We start from the raw sequence: 20492 nt of genomic DNA, 5'->3' as shown, positions 1-20492 counted from the left end.
ATAAGGCCTCCTCCTTCATTAAAAAGTGAATAACTAGTACTAATTTAGCATTTTTTTCAATAGTTTTCCACAGAAACCGAAGAAAAAAATTTTTTAATTACAATTATCCACACAATCGACAAAAAGAAAAAAGAGAAAAACACAGTTGTCAAAAAAAGTTTTCCACACCACTAATGCACAGGTGGAAAACTCGTAAAAATCAATAGATTTCCTCTTGCGTCTGTGGATAAAAAATATAGATATACCAATAGTTAGGAGACGGAATACACAGGAAATCACCTGATTGTGGATTACTTTTTTTACACGTGTGTTTTCTGTGTAAAACCAGCCATTTATTATCTGTGGATAATCCCTGTGCATAACTTTTTCCACATAGGATTCCCATAGAAAAAAATAATCTTGTGGATAAGTTTTAACAATCGATCTTCTATTTTATATTGACAAAATCACTACTTTGTCGTTATACTATCAAAGTATGTCTGTGTTTATAAAATAGATAAGAACATTTTGGAGGTGGAATATATGAAAAGAACATACCAACCAAATAAACGTAAACGTCAAAAAGTTCACGGATTCCGTAAACGTATGAGTACTAAAAATGGACGTCGTGTGTTAGCTAGCCGTCGTCGCAAAGGAAGAAAAGTTCTTTCAGCTTAGGCCACTGGGGTTTCAGTGGTTTTTTTTATACTCTTTTTTAGGGAAATGATGAAAGGACAATCGTAATTATGGTATGATTATGAGCGTAAGTGAGAGATAGAAAAGGAAAGAAAACTAATGAGAAAAGCGTATCGAGTAAAAAAAGAACGAGAGTTTCAAGCCGTGTTCCATACGGGAGATTCTTTTGCTAACCGCAAATTCGTCGTTTACCGTTTGGAAAAACCGGGACAGCCTCATTTTCGAGTTGGTTTATCTGTAGGAAAAAAGGTCGGCAACGCGGTAAACCGCAATGAAGTCAAACGAAAAATCCGAGCAGCAGTTTATTCTATAAAAGAAGAGATTGATCCGGAGTTGGATTTTATTGTGATTGCTAGACCAAGTGTGAAGGGGTTGACTTATGATGAGGTTCGCTCCAATTTAGTCCACGTCTTAAAACTTGCAAAAATAATCGACAGAGAGGAAAAGAGTAAGTGAAGAAATACAAACGTTTACTTTTGATGGCCGGTATCGTTAGTTTGGTCATCGTCTTATCCGGTTGCGGAACTGGGGAAGTCAGCGCACAGAGTACAGGAATTTGGGATCGTTATATTGTTTATTACTTTGCTGAGGCGATCAAGGCGTTGTCATTTGGTAATGCAGGGATAGGGATCATTTTATTTACACTGATCATCCGCGTGATCCTATTGCCGTTGATGCATTTCCAAACAAAGAGCATGCGTAAAACGCAAGAATTACAACCGAAATTAAAAGCACTGCAGCAACAATATAGTTCAAGAGATCCGGAAACACAAAGTAAGTTAAGAGAAGAGCAGCAGCGTTTATATGCAGAAAATGGCGTCAATCCATATGCTGGTTGTCTTCCTTTATTAGTACAAATGCCAATCTTGATGGCGTTATGGCAATCTATTTCACGTGTACCAGAGTTGAAACAAGGGCATTTCTTATGGTTGAACTTAGGGAACGCGGATCCAACATTTATTTTGCCGATTTTAGCAGCAATCTTTACTTTTGCAAGTACGTATTTATCTAGCATGAGTCAAATTGAATCGAATGCATCAATGAAGATCATGAATTTCGTGATGCCTGTAATGATTTTAGTGATGGGTGTCAATTTAGCCAGCGGTCTTTCATTATACTGGGTAGTTTCCAATGCCTTCCAAGTTGTACAAACGCTGCTGATCAACAACCCTTTCAAAATTCGAAAAGAGCGTGAAGAAGAAGCACGGAGAATCCGCGAAAGAGAACGTGCTCTTAAGAAAGCAATGAATCCTAAGAAAAAACGGAAATAATAGGGGAGGTAATGCTAATGCCGATTTATGAAGCTGCAACAATAGACGAAGCTGTCCAACTAGGTCTGGCTGATTTGGGTTTGGCCAAAGACCAAGTCGAAATCGAAATACTGGAAGAAGGAAAAAAAGGTTTCCTAGGAATGGGTCGAAAGAATGCACGGCTTTCGATCCAGCCAAGTATCAGCGAAAAAGTTTCTGAAACAGTAGAACAGACTGTAGAAGAAATTTTGGAAGAAGAACCAACAGCTGAGATCGAGGTAGTCAACGAAACGATTCTTGAAGAAAAAACAGAAGAAGTAAGTGAGCTAGGTGATGAAGCAGCTTTAACGGAATTGGCAGTTTATCTTACTGAAATTTCAAAACAGCTTGATGCTCCAGCTCTTGTCAAAATGGAAAGAGAATCAAATAATATGGTTGTTTTCCATTTAGAAACACAAAAGCAAGGCATACTGATTGGGAAACATGGAAAAACACTGAATGCATTGCAATATCTGGCACAAGTCTTCATCCATCGTTTAGCAAGAAATAAGCTGTCTGTAGTAGTCAATGTAGGCAATTACCGTGAAAAGCGCCAAGAGATCATTCAGCGTTTAGCTGATCGCACGGCTGAAAAAGTAAAACGGACAGGGCAGCCGGTTTTCTTAGAACCAATGCCTGCATTTGAACGTAAACAAATCCATGCTGCATTAAGCAAAGATGAACATGTAAAAACACATTCGGAAGGTGAGGAACCTTATCGTTATTTAGTAGTAGAACCTGCTAAAAAATATTATTGATTCCATTACTTTTTGAATAAATCACGTTGACAAAGTTTTTCAAACCAAGTATATTTTACTAGAAATCATTCTTATCAGAGTATACGATGAAGTAGTCACTAACTTTGATAGAAAAAAGCGGATCGAAACTGTCTTCAGTTTTGATCCGCTTTTTTTGTCTGTTTCATTTAACCAATCGTTGTTTGGATAAATTGGATCACTGTTCCATAAGCAAAAAGTTCCAGAAAATACTTTCCGTCGCGTTTTTTTTGCTGATACTCAAAATGACAGTTGATTACTGCATTCGCACCATATTCAAGTACCTTCGTCTTTAATTTCCTCTTCGTTGTTAAGAAAAGGTCATCTTTGGGAAAAGATGGGTCAAACAAATCAGCTTCTAAGCATTCCACAACAAAAACGATATCGCGGACGATATATTTCTGGTTGATATTCCCTGTAGATAAAACGACATCGTTGATCCGAGGGTCACTTTCTTCTTCCAATGCAGCAGATCTGAACGGGCTCACATATTTTCTCCTTTCAAAAGTGTATAGTTTAGATAGCGCTACCATTTAGTGTACCGTTTTTTTTAAGAAAGATAAAGCCTTGTTTATACAGTATCTTCTCTTCGAATAAACCAAAGAACGCAAAGAGACATCCAAGGACAATCAAATATAAGGTAATGGAAGCAGAACAGGCTCAACTTTATCTAACTTGTTTTAAACACTTGATTCCTTATAGCAAGTGTGATAATCTATGACCAGAATTTAATCAAGAACAAGCAGTCAAAGTGCGAAGTTCACCGTTTATTGTGCATAAAGGGTGGAGTGGGCACTTTTTTTGTGCGCAAAATGAAAAAGGAAGTGAAAAAATGGCTGAAATTACTTTAGAATTTGATACGATTGCGGCAATTTCTACCCCACCTGGAGAAGGTGCAATCAGTATCGTTCGTTTAAGTGGCGATCAAGCTGTGCAACTAGCAGATAAAGTTTATCAATCTGGAAACAAACGATTATCAGAAGTACCAAGTCATACGATCCATTATGGACATATCGTTGATCCCAAGAGCAATCAGCTTGTCGATGAAGTCATGGTCTCCGTGATGAGAGCACCAAAGACATTTACGCGGGAAGATGTAGTAGAAATCAATTGTCACGGTGGGATCGTTGTAGTCAATCAAATTTTGCAGCTATTGTTAAGAGAAGGTGCAAGATTAGCTGAGCCAGGCGAATTCACAAAACGAGCATTCTTGAATGGTCGTGTTGACCTTTCACAGGCAGAAGCTGTGATGGATTTGATTCGGGCAAAAACAGACAAAGCAATGGGACTAGCTCTTAATCAGTTAGACGGCAATCTGTCTGCTTTGATCCGCTCATTGAGACAAGAGATTTTAGAGACATTAGCACAAGTAGAAGTAAATATTGATTATCCAGAATATGATGATGTCGAAGAATTGACTACGAAGTTATTGCTTGAAAAAGCGCAGATGATCCAACAAAGAATCCAAGCGCTACTTGCTACATCCAAGCAAGGGAAGGTTCTGCGGGAAGGGTTAAGTACGGCAATCATCGGCCGGCCAAATGTCGGCAAATCAAGTTTGTTAAACCATTTGTTAAGAGAAGAAAAAGCAATCGTTACGGATATTGCAGGAACGACTCGAGATGTAATCGAAGAGTATGTCAATGTTCGGGGGGTACCGCTCAAGCTAATCGATACAGCTGGAATTCGGGAAACAGAAGATGTGGTGGAACGGATCGGGGTCGAAAGAAGCCGAAAAGCATTAGCAGAAGCAGACTTGATCTTACTTGTTCTAAACCAAAGCGAATCACTGACAGCAGAAGATGAACAATTATTGGAAGCGACAAGTGGATTGAAACGGATCATTCTTCTAAATAAAACAGATTTGCCAGCACAGCTGGAACAAGAAAAATTGAAGAAATTGATCGAAAATGAACCAGTTTTTTCAATTTCCGTAGCTAAAAACGACGGACTAGATCGTTTGGAATCAGCTATTTCTGATTTATTCTTCAGTGGAGAAACAGGAGAAAGAGACGCTACTTATGTTTCTAATACCCGCCATATCGCGTTGTTAGAAAAAGCTTCCCTCTCACTTGAAGAAGTCATTGCAGGTATTGATGCAGGAATGCCTGTGGATCTCGTTCAAATAGATATGACGCGTTGCTGGGACTATCTAGGAGAAGTTGTCGGCGACAGTGTACAAGATGAGCTAATCACTCAATTATTCAGTCAATTTTGTTTAGGAAAATAAAAGGAGGAACAAACGATTGGAACATTATGAAGCAGATGCGTATGACGTGATCGTTGTTGGCGCAGGACACGCTGGTTCAGAAGCTGCACTTGCTGCTGCACGTATGGGATCAAAAACATTATTACTGACAATAAATTTGGACATGGTAGCATTCATGCCATGTAATCCTTCTGTAGGCGGACCAGCTAAAGGCGTTGTCGTTCGAGAAATCGATGCGTTAGGCGGAGAAATGGGTAAGAATATCGATAAAACCTATATCCAAATGCGTATGTTGAACACAGGAAAAGGCCCAGCTGTCCGAGCATTGCGAGCACAAGCAGACAAACATGCTTATTCAACAGAAATGAAACATACGATCGAAAAAGAACCAAATTTGACGCTAAGACAAGGAATCGTCGAAGAACTGATCGTCGAAGATGGTGTTTGTCATGGAGTAGTGACGTCCACAGGAGCGAGCTACCGGGCCAAAGCAGTTGTTATTACAGCCGGAACAGCACTTCGCGGAGAAATCATTATCGGTGAATTGAAATATTCATCAGGTCCGAATAACTCTCAACCTTCTATTGGACTAGCGAATCATCTAAAAGAACTTGGCTTTGCTATCGAACGGTTCAAAACAGGAACACCGCCTCGAGTAAAATCAAGTACGATCGACTATTCTGTTACAGAAGAGCAGCCTGGTGACAAAGAGCCGAATCATTTTAGCTTCAGCACACCAGATAGTGCCTATAAACTAGATCAGGAATCTTGCTGGCTGACCTATACAGGTGAGACGACTCACCAAATTATTCGAGACAACTTACATCGTGCCCCAATGTTTACAGGGATCGTTGAAGGGGTAGGCGCTCGCTATTGCCCATCCATCGAAGATAAGATCGTGCGTTTTGCAGACAAACCACGTCATCAATTATTTTTGGAACCAGAAGGCTTAAATACGGAAGAAGTCTATGTTCAAGGTTTATCTACTTCTTTACCAGAGGATGTTCAAGTCAACATGCTTCATTCTATTGCTGGATTAGAAAAAGTAGAAATGATGCGTACAGGATATGCTATCGAATATGACGTAGTAGAGCCACACCAGCTCCGTCCGACATTAGAAACTAAAGTCGTTGAAAATCTTTATACAGCTGGACAAACAAATGGTACAAGCGGTTATGAAGAAGCGGCTGGACAAGGGCTGATTGCCGGTATCAATGCAGCTTTGAAAGTTCAGGGAAAAGAACCTTTAGTGATCAAACGAAGTGACGGTTACATCGGTGTCATGATCGATGATTTGGTAACAAAAGGAACGAACGAACCTTATCGTTTGCTGACTTCACGTGCTGAATACCGTCTGCTTTTACGTCATGATAATGCAGATTTGCGATTAACAGAAATGGGTCACCGTGTAGGCTTAGTAAAAGAAGATCAATACAAGAATTATTTGAAGAAAAAAGAAGCAGTTGAACAAGAAATCAAACGTTTGATGAATGTACGAATCAAACCAACAGAAGAAGTCCAAGACTTTTTAGCAACGATTAATGCGGCACCATTAAAAGATGGTGTACTAGCAAGCGACTTTTTAAGACGTCCTGAGATTACTTATGCAGATCTTCTACGGTTTATTCCAGAAAATGAAGAATTGACACGAAAAGAAATCGAACAAGTAGAAATCCAAATCAAATATGAAGGCTACATCAAAAAAGCCATGGAAAAAGTAGAAAAATTAAAACGCATGGAAGCGAAAAAGATTCCAGAAAACATCGACTACGCAGCAATCAACGGATTAGCAACAGAAGCAAAACAAAAATTGCAGAAAATCCAACCAGAAACAATTGCCCAAGCTAGCCGAATCAGTGGCGTAAACCCTGCAGACCTAAGTATCCTAATGGTCTATATCGAACAAGGGAAGATTGCAAAAGTCAGTGAACCAGCGTAATACGTAATAATAAATAGAAGAGAGAACTAGTTTTTGCAGAAATTGCTCAAAGCTAGTTCTCTCTTCTGTGTATATTTTATGAGTCATACTAGAAAGAAAAAGTCTATCGGCTTTTCTTACTTTTCAAATTTTTAAGAATCCATATGGAAGGATTGCATGTCTAGGGATTTTGCGTTAAAGTAGGGAGAGAATCTGTGAAACAATTGCTGTTTCACAATGAAAGGAATATTTATGATACCAGAAGAATTTCGCCAATCCTTGGCAGAAAAAGGGATAGAGCTTACCGATCATCAAATGAATCAATTCGCTATTTATTATCGGACATTAGTCGAATGGAACGAAAAGATGAACCTTACAGCTATTACGGATGAAAAAGACGTATATCTGAAGCATTTTTACGATTCACTTACATTAGCATTTGAAGTAGACTTTACGCAGCCTTTATCTTTATGCGATGTCGGTTCGGGGGCAGGGTTTCCTAGCATACCTTTAAAAATTGCCTTTCCAGAACTGCAGATAACGATCGTTGATTCTCTGAATAAACGAATAACCTTCTTATCTGAGTTAACCCGATTATTAGGAATCGATGCTTCCTTATATCATGACCGGGCAGAAACATTTGGGCAAAATCCTCACTTTCGTGCATCATTTGACCTTGTCACTGCTCGTGCGGTTGCTCGTTTGAATGTGTTAGCGGAATTGTGTTTGCCCTTGGCTAAACAAGAAGGCTATTTTTATGCATTGAAAGCAGCAAAAAGTGAAGAGGAATTGACAGAAGCAAAACAAGCGATTGCTTTATTAGGTGGTAAATTCCTCAAAGAAGAGGCGGTTACCTTGCCGAATGTCTCTGACCAACGGCATATCATCGTTATTCAAAAAAAGAAACCAACCCCAAAGAAATACCCAAGAAAGCCCGGACTGCCTAATAAGCAGCCAATCAAATAGGAGGAGAAGAGATGGCACAAATAATATCTGTTGCGAACCAAAAAGGTGGCGTCGGCAAAACAACGACGACGGTGAATCTAGGTGCTTGTCTTGCTAGCCTTGGCAAAAAAGTATTGCTAGTGGATATGGATGCACAAGGAAATGCTACCAGTGGTGTCGGGATCAGAAAACCTGATGTGACAAGAGACATCTATGATGTTCTAGTCAATGAATTGCCAATTGATGAGGCAACTTTGATCACTGAACACGAAAATTTGAGTATTGTGCCTGCGACTCTCCAATTAGCAGGAGCAGAGATCGAATTGACGTCAATGATGGCAAGAGAATCAAGATTAAAAGGATCTTTAGCAGAAGTAAGCAGTCAGTATGATTATATTTTGATCGATTGCCCGCCTTCTCTTGGCCATCTGACAATCAATTCATTTACAGCAAGTGATTCGATTTTGATACCTGTTCAGTGTGAGTATTACGCATTGGAAGGATTAAGCCAATTACTGAATACGGTTCGTTTAGTCCAAAAACACTTTAATCCAGAATTAGAGATCGAGGGAGTCTTACTGACAATGTATGATGCACGAACAAATCTGGGAAATGAAGTCGTAGAAGAAGTACGTAAATACTTCCGCGAAAAAGTTTACGAAACGATCATTCCAAGAAATATTCGTTTATCAGAAGCACCTAGTCATGGAAAACCGATCATCGACTACGATCCACGTTCTCGAGGAGCTGAAGTCTACCAAGCATTGGCAAAGGAAGTGGTAAGTCGTGAAGAAAAGTAAAGGATTAGGCCGAGGAATCGATGCACTGTTTCAAGATTTAGAAAACTTAGAGACGGTGGATGTAAAAGATGATACCGTTGTCCAGCTACCATTGAATGAGCTGCGACCAAATCCGTATCAGCCCCGTAAAACATTTGAAGAAGTATCTTTGCAGGAACTAGCTAATTCTATTGAACAATCAGGTGTCTTTCAACCCATCATCGTACGCCGTTCCGCAGTAAAAGGATATGAGATTATTGCAGGGGAGCGACGTTTTCGAGCGTCCAAACTAGCTGAAAAAGAAACGATCCCTGCTATCGTTAGAGACTTTGACGAAGAAGCGATGATGCAAGTAGCAGTGCTGGAAAACTTGCAGCGAGAAGATCTGAATCCGTTAGAAGAAGCAGAAGCATATGAGATGCTGATGAAAAACCTGAAACTAACACAAGCAGAAGTAGCTAGTCGTTTAGGAAAGAGCAGACCTTATATCGCCAATTATTTGCGCTTGCTTTCTTTACCGGATCTTGTCAAGGAAATGGTACAAGATCAGCGTTTATCTATGGGACAAGCCCGTACGCTGTTAGGTTTAAAAAATAAAACATTGATCTTGAAATTAGCCAATCGTGCAGTAACTGAAAATTTAACTGTCCGCCAACTGGAACAGCTTGTTTCTGAGTTAAATCAAAATGATGGAAAAGAAAAGAAAAAAATCCCAAGGCTAGCAAAGGAAAAACCATATTATATCCGAGAAAGCGAAGATCGTTTGATGGATAAATTTGGTACAAGTGTAGCTATCCAAGAAAAAAATGGGAAAGGTAAGATCGAGATTGAATATCTTTCTCAAAAAGATTTGACTCGAATTCTTGATATCTTGAATATTCAATTTGATGAAGAATAAACAAAAAGGAGGCTATTTTTATGTACGACTTGCACGATATCGTTGAAATGAAAAAACCTCACGCTTGCCAGACGAATCGCTGGGAAGTCATTCGAATGGGCGCAGATATCAAAATCAGATGTATGAATTGCGGACATATCGTCATGATGACTCGCCGAGACTTTGAAAAGAAATTAAAAAAAGTAATTGAAAAAAATGCAGAGAAAGAGTGAATAAATTTATGGCATTGACTGCTGGAATTGTTGGGTTGCCCAACGTAGGAAAATCAACTTTGTTTAATGCGATCACAAAAGCAGGAGCGGAAGCAGCAAACTATCCCTTTGCGACGATCGACCCTAACGTAGGGATGGTAGAAGTACCTGACTGGCGTTTGCAACGCTTAACAGAACTTGTACATCCGAAAAAAACTGTTCCAACGACTTTTGAATTTACAGATATTGCTGGAATCGTAAAAGGCGCAAGTAAAGGAGAAGGTTTGGGAAATCAATTCTTAAGCCATATCCGCCAAGTAGACGCTATTTGTCACGTTGTTCGCTGTTTTGATGATGATAATATTACTCACGTAGAAGGACGTGTTGATCCACTAGAAGATATTGATACGATCAACTTGGAACTAGTGTTAGCAGACTTAGAATCTATCAACAAACGCTATACTCGTGTAGCAAAAGTTGCTAAAACTAAAGATAAAGATGCAGTGGCAGAACTAGCTGTACTGGATAAAATCAAACCTGTACTGGAAGAAGGAAAATCTGCCCGAACGATCGAATTTACTGAAGAAGAACAAAAAATCGTTAAATCACTATTTTTATTGACGACAAAACCAATTCTTTATGTAGCCAATGTCTCAGAAGATGACGTAGCAGATGCAGACGCGAATCATTATGTACAAGAAGTGCGCAACTTTGCTGCAGAAGAAAATGCAGAAGTGATCGTGGTCAGTGCTCGTGCAGAAGAAGAAATCGCAGAATTAGATGAAGAAGACAAAGCGGAATTTTTAGAAGCTTTAGGAATCGAAGAATCAGGTTTGGATCAGTTGATCCGTGCTGCTTATGATTTGTTAGGCTTAGCTACTTACTTTACTGCTGGGGAACAAGAAGTACGTGCTTGGACATTCAAAAAAGGAATCAAAGCACCACAAGCAGCAGGAATCATCCATTCAGATTTCGAACGCGGATTTATCCGTGCAGAAACTGTCTCTTTTGAAGACTTGGATCATTACGGAAACATGCATGCAGCAAAAGAAGCTGGACGTGTTCGATTAGAAGGAAAAGATTATGTCGTACAAGACGGCGACGTAATGTTATTCCGCTTTAATGTGTAAAAGGGCTATCAAACTAGCTGTAGAATATGGTAGAATGTCTTTTGTGACGACCGTTGAGAAAAGGAACGGCTAAGGAGGACTATTAGATAATGGAACCAGAACAATTACGAGCAATCGTAAAAGAAAACAATAGTTTAGAAACAAAATTAACCAAAAGAAATCAACAGTACATTTTTGATTTGAAAAAATCTTTAGAAGCAGCGAATTTGTCTGAAGAAGAAAAAGTAAAAGCCCTTCATGACATTCTGCCTACTTTAGTTGCAGAACAAAAAGGCGGAAGAACAGCCCGTCAATTGTTTGGGACAGTCTCTGAAAGAACGGAAGCAATCATCAATAAGCCAGCAGAAGTAAAAAATTCATCCACCCCTTTATTGATGTGGTTAGATAATACGTTGCTGTTGCTTGGTCTATTAAGTATCATGATTGCGATTACCGGATTGTTTTCACGTGGAACAACGCCAGCTTATGGCTTTTCTACACTCGTTCTAGGTTCTGCAATCGGTGGCTGGGTCTTTTATATGATGTACAAATACATCTATCAATATGAATATCCCGGAGCAGATCGAAGCAAGAAACCAGGAATGGGTAAGACATTGCTTATCCTAGGTGGAACGACACTTCTTTGGGTCGTACTGTTTTCTGCGACAACACTATTGCCGCCAGTTATCAATCCAGTATTAGATCCAGTAGTAGTTATCATTATCGGGGCAGCTGCTTTAGCAATCCGTTACTACTTGAAGAAAAAATACGGGATTATTGGAAGTTTATCCGTCCCAAGAAGATAAACTAGCAAAAAGATCAGCTATTTTGCTAGATATCTAGGGGTAGTAAAGAACCTCATTTTGTTTATCCATAGTTAAATAATAGTAAGGGGCTGTGACAAAAGTCTTGTCATAGTCCCTTTTTACGATAAACGGTGTTCAATCAGCTGACCCTCGGCATTAGCTCAACAAACGGCAAAACATGAGGAACTATTTTTCCGTTTTTTTCTCTAATACTCAGGTCAAAACGCTGATTTCACAACCTCTTCCTTAAACGGTGTTCAAAAGTTTGCATCTGCGGTAATAAACCCAACCAATTCAAAAATATGAAAAACTATTTTTGATTGGCTGTTCTTATTACTTGATGCAGGGCAGCTTTTTCACAATCTCTCCACTAAACGGTGTTCAAAAGTTTGCATCTGCGGTAATAAACCCAACCAATTCAAAAATATGAAAAACTATTTTTGATTGGCTGTTCTTATTACTTGATGCAAGACAGCTTTTTTACAATCTCTTTTAATACACACAGATGTAAACGCTTTATATTGGTATTCTATGAGAAAGCTAACTTGATTCCAAGTAGATCATTGACTTAAATGAAAAAATCAATTATTTTAATAGATAAACTAAATTAGAGGAGTGGTACTAAAAATGTCCAACTGGGAAACAAAGTTCACGAAAAAAGGATTTACTTTTGATGATGTCTTATTGATACCAGCAGAAAGTCACGTGTTACCAAACGAAGTGGATATGAGCGTACAATTAGCTAAAAATATTAAGTTGAATATTCCAATCATCAGTGCAAGTATGGATACCGTTACCGACAGCAAGATGGCCATTGCTATGGCAAGACAAGGCGGACTAGGTGTGATCCATAAAAACATGACGATCAGCCAGCAAGCGGATGAAGTAAGAAAAGTCAAACGTTCTGAAAGTGGCGTAATCATTGATCCGTTCTTCTTAACGCCACAGCATCTTGTAGCAGACGCAGAAGAATTGATGAGCAAATATCGTATCAGTGGTGTGCCAATCGTTGAAACACTTGAAAATAGAAAATTGGTAGGGATAATTACAAACCGCGACATGCGTTTTGTAACAGATTATCACATGCCGATTGCTGATGTGATGACAAAAGACAACTTAGTGACTGCCCCAGTAGGTACCTCTCTAAAAGATGCAGAAAAGATTTTGCAAAAACATAAAATCGAAAAATTACCAATCGTAGATAACGAAGGTCGTTTAAGCGGATTGATCACGATCAAAGACATCGAGAAAGTGATCGAATTTCCAAATGCAGCAAAAGATGAACATGGTCGATTGCTTGTAGCAGCAGCCGTTGGTGTAACAAGCGATACATTTGAGCGTGCGAATGCTTTATTAGAAGCAGGGGCAGATGCAATCATCATCGATACAGCTCATGGACATAGTGCAGGTGTGATCCGAAAAATTCAAGAAATCCGTTCAACTTTTGCAGATGCAACATTGATTGCAGGAAACGTTGCGACGGCTGAAGCGACAAAAGCTTTATATGATGCAGGTGTAGATGTCGTAAAAGTTGGTATCGGACCAGGATCGATTTGTACGACACGTGTGGTAGCCGGTGTAGGTGTACCTCAGCTCACAGCTATTTATGATGCAGCATCAGTTGCTCGTCAATATGGCAAAGCGATTATTGCAGACGGAGGGATCAAGTATTCTGGTGACATCGTCAAAGCATTAGCTGCCGGCGGACATGCAGTGATGCTAGGAAGTATGTTGGCAGGGACAGATGAATCACCAGGTGAATTCGAAATCTTCCAAGGACGTCGATTCAAAACATACCGAGGTATGGGCTCATTAGGCGCGATGGAAAAAGGTTCAAAAGACCGTTACTTCCAAGGTAGTGTCAATGAAGCAAATAAATTAGTACCAGAAGGAATCGAAGGTCGGGTTGCTTATAAAGGAAGTGTTGCAGATATTATTTTCCAAATGATCGGCGGTTTGCGTTCAGGAATGGGTTATGTTGGGGCAGCGAATCTACAGCAATTACGTGATGAAGCGCAATTTATCCAAATGAGCGGCAGTGGATTAAAAGAATCACACCCTCATGATGTACAAATCACAAAAGAAGCACCAAACTATTCAGTTGAATCTTAAAAACATTAAAGAGCGTGGGACAAAAGTAAAGAATACTTTTGTCTCACGCTCTAAACACGTATAAACGGCGGAAGTAGAAGCAACTCCTTCGGAAATAAGAAGAAATTCACAAAAATTTGAAAAGCAATTTTCGTGAATTTCTTCTTATTTCTTGGAGTTAAACGCTTCTGTCCCAGCCTCTTTTTGAATAAACAGTGTTCCCTTGCCACCTCCGAATCACAAGTACAACATTCATAAAATATGAAGAGCTGTTTTTGAATTTGTTCCTTGTAACTCGGAGCTGGGGGGTAGGCTTACGACCTCTCCACTAAACGGTGTTCAATCAGCTGACCCTCGGTATTAGTTCAACAAACGGTAAAATATGAGGGACTATTTTTCCATTTTTTTCTCTAATACTCAGGCCAGGATGCTGATTTCACAACCTCTCGATAAATGGTGTTCAAAAGTCAGTTTCTCGGTATTAAGTCCAATTTATGCAAAAATGTGGAAAGCCATTTTCACAAAATTTTTCTTAATACTCGAAACTGAGCGGCTTTTTCACAACCTCTGATAAATGGTGTTCAATCAACTAACCCTCGGTATTAGCTCAAAAAACGGCAAAATATGAGGAGCTATTTTTTCATTTTTTTCTCTAATACTCAGGTTAATTCGCTGATTTCACAACCTCTCGATAAATGGTGTTCAAAAGCCAGTTTCTCGGTATTAAGTCCAATTTATGCAAAAATGTGGAAAGCCATTTTCACAAAATTTTTCTTAATACTCGAAACTAAGCGGCTTTTTCACAACCTCTTTATTTAATAACTTTCAGATTCCCCATATAAGGAACGAGCGCTTCTGGAACTGTGACAGAACCATCTTCATTTTGGTAGTTTTCCAAAATGGCAGCTACTGTACGGCCAACTGCAAGTCCTGAACCATTCAGAGTATGAGCATAGTGGATTTTTCCATCATTATCGCGATAACGGATCATTGCGCGGCGTGCTTGGAAATCTTCACAGTTAGAACAAGAACTGATTTCACGATAAGTATCTTGTGCAGGTATCCATACTTCTAAGTCATAAGTTTTAGCTGCAGAAAAGCCCATGTCTCCAGTTGATAAGGCCATCACACGATAAGGCAAATGCAATTTTTTCAAGATATCTTCTGCATCAGCTGTCATTTTTTCCAATTCTTCGTAAGAATGCTCTGCATCCGAAAATTTGACCATTTCTACTTTATTGAATTGGTGAAGACGAATCAGTCCTCGTGTATCCCGACCAGCACTTCCGGCTTCAGAACGAAAAGCAGGGCTTAGTGCAGTGAAATAAATAGGTAAATCTGCACCATCTAAAATTTCATCATTATAATAGTTAGTTAATGGTACTTCAGCTGTTGGGATTAATGTTAGATCAGTATTCTCCAATTGGAAAACATCTTCTTTGAATTTTGGAAATTGTCCCGTACCAAACATCGCTTTACTGTTGACGATATAAGGAGTGATCATTTCAGTATAGCCGTGTTCGTAAATATGCTGATCAAGCATGAAGTTGTAGACTGCACGTTCTAATCGAGCACCTAATCCTTTGTAATAGACAAAACGGCTACCGGCTACTTTTGCGCCACGTTCAAAGTCTAAAATATCAAGATTTTCTGCAATTTCCCAGTGTGGTTTTGGTTCAAAAGCAAATGTACGTGGTTCGCTCCAACGACGGATTTCTACATTGTCCTCTTCATCTGTTCCAACTGGCACAGAATCATGGGGAAGGTTTGGCAAAGTAGTTGCAATTTGTTTCAATTTTTCATCCACTTCAGCAATTTCAGTATCCAATGCTTTGATGTTGCCACCGACTTCTTTCATTTCAGCGATTTTAGCAGAAGCATCTTCTTTTGCACGCTTCAATTGGGCGATCTCAGCAGAAACATCATTTCGATATTTTTTTAATTCTTCACTTTTGACTAGTAGCTTACGACGATTTTCATCTAGTTCCATGAATTCAGCTAATGTTTCTTTTTTTACGCCCCGAGTCATCAATTTTTCTTGTACTTCTTCAATATTTTGTCGCATCATTTTTACATCTAACATATGATTTCCTCCTTTTTGAAAATAAAAAAAGACTGATCCATCCCATTATTCTTGGGACGAATCAGTCTGAAATTCGCGGTACCACCCAAGTTCAGCGTCAGCTGCACTTGTTGAACACATAACGGCTGTTGAACCGACCTTTCTTATTTCGAAAGGGCACGTAAACGAACTGGAACTTCCAAATTATCCTTTGCTGATTTACACCTGCCATCAGCTCTCTGAAAAAGAATAAAGTGTACTGGGTTCTGTGTTTTTCATTTATTCTAATAATTGTAATAAGAATAGCGAATATTTCAGCTTTCGTCAATAACTTCCTGTGTATCAATAGGTAATTTTTCATTTTTCTTGATTGGAAGGTGCATGATGAAAGAAGTCCATTGCTTATCTGATTTTGCATAAATGTATCCGCCGTGCAAAGCCACAATGCTTTGAGCGATTGCTAAACCAAGTCCAGTTCCTCCAGTTGCTTGTGAACGAGATTCTTCTACACGATAAAAACGGTCGAATAGATTATCGATTGCCTGTTGTGGGATCATTGCTCCGTTATTTTTGACTGTTGCAACAACTTCTGAACCGATACGTTCTACTTCGATTACGATCTTCGTTGCTCCTTTTCCGTATTTCAACGCATTCGTCAAAAGATTATTGAAGACACGTACAAGTTTTTCGGTATCGCCATCCATGATAAGGGAGTCTACTTTTGATTGAACAAGTATTTGGATATTTTTTTTAGAAGCTTCCAACTCAAAATCAGCTGCTAACTGTTCGATCAACTGGATCATGTCAAAGGCAGAAAAATTCACCGGGACAGCAGGCTGGCGTACCTTAGTGTATTCAAATAAGTCGTCCACTAAAGATTTCATCTGCTTTGCTTTGATATAAGCAGTATGCGTATACTTTAAAAGATCTTCTTCTGAGTGATACTGGCCATCTTCTATCAGTCCTAGGTATCCAATGATGGACGTGAGTGGGGTACGGATATCATGACTGACATTCGTGATCAATTCATCTTTTGATTTTTCGATTTTACGTTCGTCTTCAATCGCTGCTACGGTACTATCCACCAATCCATTGATACTTGTTACCACTCGGCTTAAGTCACCACTCAGTTCAAAAGGGATACGATGATCATAATTTCCGTTTGCGATGTAGTGAAGTTCGCTGATGATATGCCGCAATTGCATTTGGCGATATCTTCGAATCAAGCGCCAATACAAAACACCAATATCTAATAGAAAGAAAAAGGGAATAATAAAATTCCGGCCGTTCCAGAACAAATCAGTATTCAATCGTTCTGCAAAAATATTCTTTGAATCCCAAATCGCATTCGTCAAAGAAGGTGAACTGTTGATCACCGAACTGATAACAACCAGAATAGAAACATTTAATAGAAGCAAAAGGATAATCGTGATGATTCCTTCCGCTAACAATTCGCTGATTTCTTTTGAAGTCAAATTGATCCGACGGCGTTTTTCAGTTGCTCGTTTACTATCTTGCGTCAATTTTATAGCCCACTCCCCAAACGGTTTGAATGACTTTTTCACCACCAGTTGCTTCTTCAATCTTATCTCTTAAATGACTAACGTGAACCATGACAGTTTTAGCAGAGACAATACTTTCTTGTTTCCAAACACGCTCAAAAATTTCATCCGCGCTAAATACTCGATTAGGATGACTAGCAAGCAAGTAGAGGATACCGAATTCCAAAGCTGTTAACTGGATTTCTTTCCCATCGATTGTTTTAACTTCATGAGAGTCTTTATTGATGATTAATGCATTTACTTCTAATACATCAGGCTGATCTGGGGCAATCTGCATTTTTGTACGCCGTAATAAAGACTTTACTCTAGCCATTACTTCTAACGGATTAAATGGCTTGGTCACATAATCATCTGCACCAGCGACCAGTCCTTTGATCTTATCCATATCAGTAGTTTTTGCTGTCAGCATAATGATTGGTATTTGGGATTCTTTTCGTAGCTCTTTCACTACTTGCATCCCATCCATCTCAGGCATCATGATATCTAAAATAAGTAATTCAATATCAGGGATTGTTCTGATTTTAGATAATGCTTCTTTCCCATCATAAGCCTTTACTGCTTCATACCCCTCATTGTGAACATAGATACTTAATAATTCAACGATTTCTTTATCATCGTCAGCAATCAAAATTTTCATAAATAAATCCTCCAGAGTCATATTGTTACTATTATTCTAGCAAAAAAAAGCAGAAATAGATAAAAGCAGCACTTTGTTAAGGAAAATTTTAGAAGGTGAGACATCTAGTTGGTGTGAATAAGACAAGAACATGAACATTAAACTGAAAACAAAAGGATTTTACGTCTCTCGGAGTTATAAAGACGAACGAAAAAGGACCAGAACTAACCAATGATCATGTAAGCTAGAAATGTTGATAAATAAGCATTTTCTTATTGACTTTCACATGTGATGTTGATATATTATTATTTGTTCAAAAGAACACCAATAACTTATTAAATAATAAAAAATAAGTTGTTGACATGTTGGAAATGACATGATAAGATAACTGAGTCGTTAAAAAAGAACCACTTGTGAAGCTTGATTCTATCGAAAAAAACTTCAAAAAAGTTCTTGACAAATAACAAACGATAAGTTATGATAAATGAGTTGCTGAAAGATTTCGAAAAACGAAATCGAAAAAAATTTTTAAAAAAGAGTTGACAATTACTTGTCTCTCTGATATGATATAAAAGTTGCTACGGCAGCCAAAAATGAATCGGGAAACACTCCTGATGAAGTAGACCTTTGAAAACTGAACAAAGTAAGACAAACCAAATGTGTAGGGCGTCTTGATTCAATTCAAGACAACAAACATTTTTAACAAGCAAGCAATATGCTAGCAAACAAATTGAGCTTAACAATCGCAAGATTGTTCGAACTTTTTATGAGAGTTTGATCCTGGCTCAGGACGAACGCTGGCGGCGTGCCTAATACATGCAAGTCGAACGCTTCTTTTTCCACCGGAGCTTGCTCCACCGGAAAAAGAGGAGTGGCGAACGGGTGAGTAACACGTGGGTAACCTGCCCATCAGAAGGGGATAACACTTGGAAACAGGTGCTAATACCGTATAACAATCGAAACCGCATGGTTTTGATTTGAAAGGCGCTTTCGGGTGTCGCTGATGGATGGACCCGCGGTGCATTAGCTAGTTGGTGAGGTAACGGCTCACCAAGGCCACGATGCATAGCCGACCTGAGAGGGTGATCGGCCACATTGGGACTGAGACACGGCCCAAACTCCTACGGGAGGCAGCAGTAGGGAATCTTCGGCAATGGACGAAAGTCTGACCGAGCAACGCCGCGTGAGTGAAGAAGGTTTTCGGATCGTAAAACTCTGTTGTTAGAGAAGAACAAGGATGAGAGTAACTGTTCATCCCTTGACGGTATCTAACCAGAAAGCCACGGCTAACTACGTGCCAGCAGCCGCGGTAATACGTAGGTGGCAAGCGTTGTCCGGATTTATTGGGCGTAAAGCGAGCGCAGGCGGTTTCTTAAGTCTGATGTGAAAGCCCCCGGCTCAACCGGGGAGGGTCATTGGAAACTGGGAGACTTGAGTGCAGAAGAGGAGAGTGGAATTCCATGTGTAGCGGTGAAATGCGTAGATATATGGAGGAACACCAGTGGCGAAGGCGGCTCTCTGGTCTGTAACTGACGCTGAGGCTCGAAAGCGTGGGGAGCAAACAGGATTAGATACCCTGGTAGTCCACGCCGTAAACGATGAGTGCTAAGTGTTGGAGGGTTTCCGCCCTTCAGTGCTGCAGCTAACGCATTAAGCACTCCGCCTGGGGAGTACGACCGCAAGGTTGAAACTCAAAGGAATTGACGGGGGCCCGCACAAGCGGTGGAGCATGTGGTTTAATTCGAAGCAACGCGAAGAACCTTACCAGGTCTTGACATCCTTTGACCACTCTAGAGATAGAGCTTCCCCTTCGGGGGCAAAGTGACAGGTGGTGCATGGTTGTCGTCAGCTCGTGTCGTGAGATGTTGGGTTAAGTCCCGCAACGAGCGCAACCCTTATTGTTAGTTGCCATCATTCAGTTGGGCACTCTAGCAAGACTGCCGGTGACAAACCGGAGGAAGGTGGGGATGACGTCAAATCATCATGCCCCTTATGACCTGGGCTACACACGTGCTACAATGGGAAGTACAACGAGTTGCGAAGTCGCGAGGCTAAGCTAATCTCTTAAAGCTTCTCTCAGTTCGGATTGCAGGCTGCAACTCGCCTGCATGAAGCCGGAATCGCTAGTAATCGCGGATCAGCACGCCGCGGTGAATACGTTCCCGGGCCTTGTACACACCGCCCGTCACACCACGAGAGTTTGTAACACCCGAAGTCGGTGAGGTAACCTTTTTGGAGCCAGCCGCCTAAGGTGGGATAGATGATTGGGGTGAAGTCGTAACAAGGTAGCCGTATCGGAAGGTGCGGCTGGATCACCTCCTTTCTAAGGAATATTACGGAGACTACACAATTTGTTTTTACTTTGTTCAGTTTTGAGAGGTTTACTCTCAAACACTTTTGTTCATTGAAAACTGGATATTTGAAGTAAATGTAAGTAATACAAACCGAGAACACCGCGTTGAATTTGAAAGCTGAACAAATTGTTTAGCCTAAAGCAAAATAGGCGGACGGCTATAAAATCTTTGATTTTATAAGACGATCGATCTTTTTGCCGTACAGGCTGATT

Annotated in this window: 17 protein-coding genes, 1 rRNA gene and 1 other annotated feature; of the genes, 14 read left to right on the top strand and 4 right to left on the bottom strand. The window is 39.8% G+C overall.

Going from position 1 to position 20492, the window contains the following annotated elements; genetic code table 11:
* Positions 1 to 522 precede the first annotated feature (522 nt).
* From rpmH to jag, 4 genes are all read left to right on the top strand, one after another.
* Positions 523 to 657 carry a 50S ribosomal protein L34 gene (gene rpmH / locus IGL70_RS12815; protein WP_002293121.1) on the top strand — a complete coding sequence of 45 codons (135 nt, stop codon included), beginning with the start codon at positions 523 to 525 and terminating at the stop codon, positions 655 to 657.
* A gap of 117 nt (positions 658 to 774) precedes the next feature.
* Positions 775 to 1131: a ribonuclease P protein component gene (gene rnpA / locus IGL70_RS12810; protein WP_002295255.1), complete on the top strand. Its 357-nt coding sequence runs from the start codon at positions 775 to 777 to the stop codon at positions 1129 to 1131.
* Positions 1128 to 1946 (top strand): YidC/Oxa1 family membrane protein insertase, encoded by an 819-nt coding sequence (locus IGL70_RS12805; protein WP_002295256.1) that lies wholly within the window; start codon positions 1128 to 1130, stop codon positions 1944 to 1946. Before rnpA ends, IGL70_RS12805 begins: the two co-directional genes overlap by 4 nt.
* Positions 1947 to 1963: 17 nt before the next feature.
* Positions 1964 to 2722, top strand: coding sequence for an RNA-binding cell elongation regulator Jag/EloR (gene jag, locus IGL70_RS12800; RefSeq protein ID WP_002295258.1), 759 nt, complete (start codon positions 1964 to 1966; stop codon positions 2720 to 2722).
* A 167-nt stretch (positions 2723 to 2889) separates the two neighbouring features.
* On the opposite strand, the gene IGL70_RS12795 is transcribed toward jag, so the two are convergent.
* Complete coding sequence (locus IGL70_RS12795; protein ID WP_002303984.1) at positions 2890 to 3273, bottom strand: hypothetical protein; 384 nt, start codon at positions 3271 to 3273, stop codon at positions 2890 to 2892.
* A 299-nt stretch (positions 3274 to 3572) separates the two neighbouring features.
* Here IGL70_RS12795 and mnmE point away from each other — a divergent pair, with 299 nt between their 5' ends.
* From mnmE to guaB, 9 genes are all read left to right on the top strand, one after another.
* Positions 3573 to 4970: a tRNA uridine-5-carboxymethylaminomethyl(34) synthesis GTPase MnmE gene (gene mnmE, locus IGL70_RS12790; RefSeq protein ID WP_104873925.1), complete on the top strand. Its 1398-nt coding sequence runs from the start codon at positions 3573 to 3575 to the stop codon at positions 4968 to 4970.
* A gap of 16 nt (positions 4971 to 4986) precedes the next feature.
* Positions 4987 to 6888 (top strand): tRNA uridine-5-carboxymethylaminomethyl(34) synthesis enzyme MnmG, encoded by a 1902-nt coding sequence (mnmG, locus tag IGL70_RS12785; RefSeq protein ID WP_002299775.1) that lies wholly within the window; start codon positions 4987 to 4989, stop codon positions 6886 to 6888.
* Positions 6889 to 7119: 231 nt separating this feature from the next.
* Entirely contained in the window at positions 7120 to 7833 is a 714-nt protein-coding gene (gene rsmG / locus IGL70_RS12780) for a 16S rRNA (guanine(527)-N(7))-methyltransferase RsmG (RefSeq protein WP_002288804.1), read from the top strand.
* 11 nt (positions 7834 to 7844) lie between these two features.
* Positions 7845 to 8612, top strand: a complete 768-nt coding sequence (locus IGL70_RS12775; protein ID WP_002288805.1) for a ParA family protein — start codon at positions 7845 to 7847, stop codon at positions 8610 to 8612.
* Positions 8599 to 9489, top strand: coding sequence for a ParB/RepB/Spo0J family partition protein (locus tag IGL70_RS12770; protein WP_002288806.1), 891 nt, complete (start codon positions 8599 to 8601; stop codon positions 9487 to 9489). Before IGL70_RS12775 ends, IGL70_RS12770 begins: the two co-directional genes overlap by 14 nt.
* Positions 9490 to 9509: 20 nt before the next feature.
* A complete protein-coding gene (locus IGL70_RS12765) occupies positions 9510 to 9701 on the top strand; it encodes a DUF951 domain-containing protein (RefSeq protein WP_002293106.1) in 192 nt (63 codons plus the stop codon).
* A gap of 8 nt (positions 9702 to 9709) precedes the next feature.
* On the top strand, positions 9710 to 10810 hold the full coding sequence (gene ychF / locus IGL70_RS12760) for a redox-regulated ATPase YchF (RefSeq protein WP_002293105.1): 1101 nt from the start codon (positions 9710 to 9712) through the stop codon (positions 10808 to 10810).
* Between the two features lie 89 nt (positions 10811 to 10899).
* Positions 10900 to 11595: a DUF1129 domain-containing protein gene (locus IGL70_RS12755; protein ID WP_002299780.1), complete on the top strand. Its 696-nt coding sequence runs from the start codon at positions 10900 to 10902 to the stop codon at positions 11593 to 11595.
* A gap of 627 nt (positions 11596 to 12222) precedes the next feature.
* Positions 12223 to 13707 carry an IMP dehydrogenase gene (gene guaB, locus IGL70_RS12750; protein WP_002295264.1) on the top strand — a complete coding sequence of 495 codons (1485 nt, stop codon included), beginning with the start codon at positions 12223 to 12225 and terminating at the stop codon, positions 13705 to 13707.
* A gap of 790 nt (positions 13708 to 14497) precedes the next feature.
* On the opposite strand, the gene serS is transcribed toward guaB, so the two are convergent.
* The 3 genes from serS to IGL70_RS12735 all read right to left on the bottom strand — a co-directional run bounded on the left by serS (position 14498) and on the right by IGL70_RS12735 (position 17947).
* Positions 14498 to 15769 carry a serine--tRNA ligase gene (gene serS, locus IGL70_RS12745; RefSeq protein WP_002307286.1) on the bottom strand — a complete coding sequence of 424 codons (1272 nt, stop codon included), beginning with the start codon at positions 15767 to 15769 and terminating at the stop codon, positions 14498 to 14500.
* A gap of 49 nt (positions 15770 to 15818) precedes the next feature.
* Positions 15819 to 16024 (bottom strand) — a binding site (T-box leader).
* Between the two features lie 38 nt (positions 16025 to 16062).
* A complete protein-coding gene (locus IGL70_RS12740) occupies positions 16063 to 17271 on the bottom strand; it encodes a sensor histidine kinase (RefSeq protein ID WP_002295267.1) in 1209 nt (402 codons plus the stop codon).
* A complete protein-coding gene (locus IGL70_RS12735; RefSeq protein WP_002295268.1) occupies positions 17258 to 17947 on the bottom strand; it encodes a response regulator transcription factor in 690 nt (229 codons plus the stop codon). The genes IGL70_RS12740 and IGL70_RS12735 overlap by 14 nt, the downstream gene beginning before the upstream one ends.
* A gap of 741 nt (positions 17948 to 18688) precedes the next feature.
* Here IGL70_RS12735 and IGL70_RS12730 point away from each other — a divergent pair.
* Positions 18689 to 20249: ribosomal RNA gene (locus IGL70_RS12730) — 16S ribosomal RNA — on the top strand.
* The last annotated feature ends 243 nt before the right edge of the window (positions 20250 to 20492 follow it).

The sequence above is a fragment of the Enterococcus sp. DIV0901a genome, from assembly GCF_051711525.1.
GTDB lineage: Bacteria > Bacillota > Bacilli > Lactobacillales > Enterococcaceae > Enterococcus_B > Enterococcus_B faecium.
The sequence above is the reverse complement of the archived record's forward strand: the minus strand, read 5'-3'. Positions and strand labels throughout refer to the sequence as shown.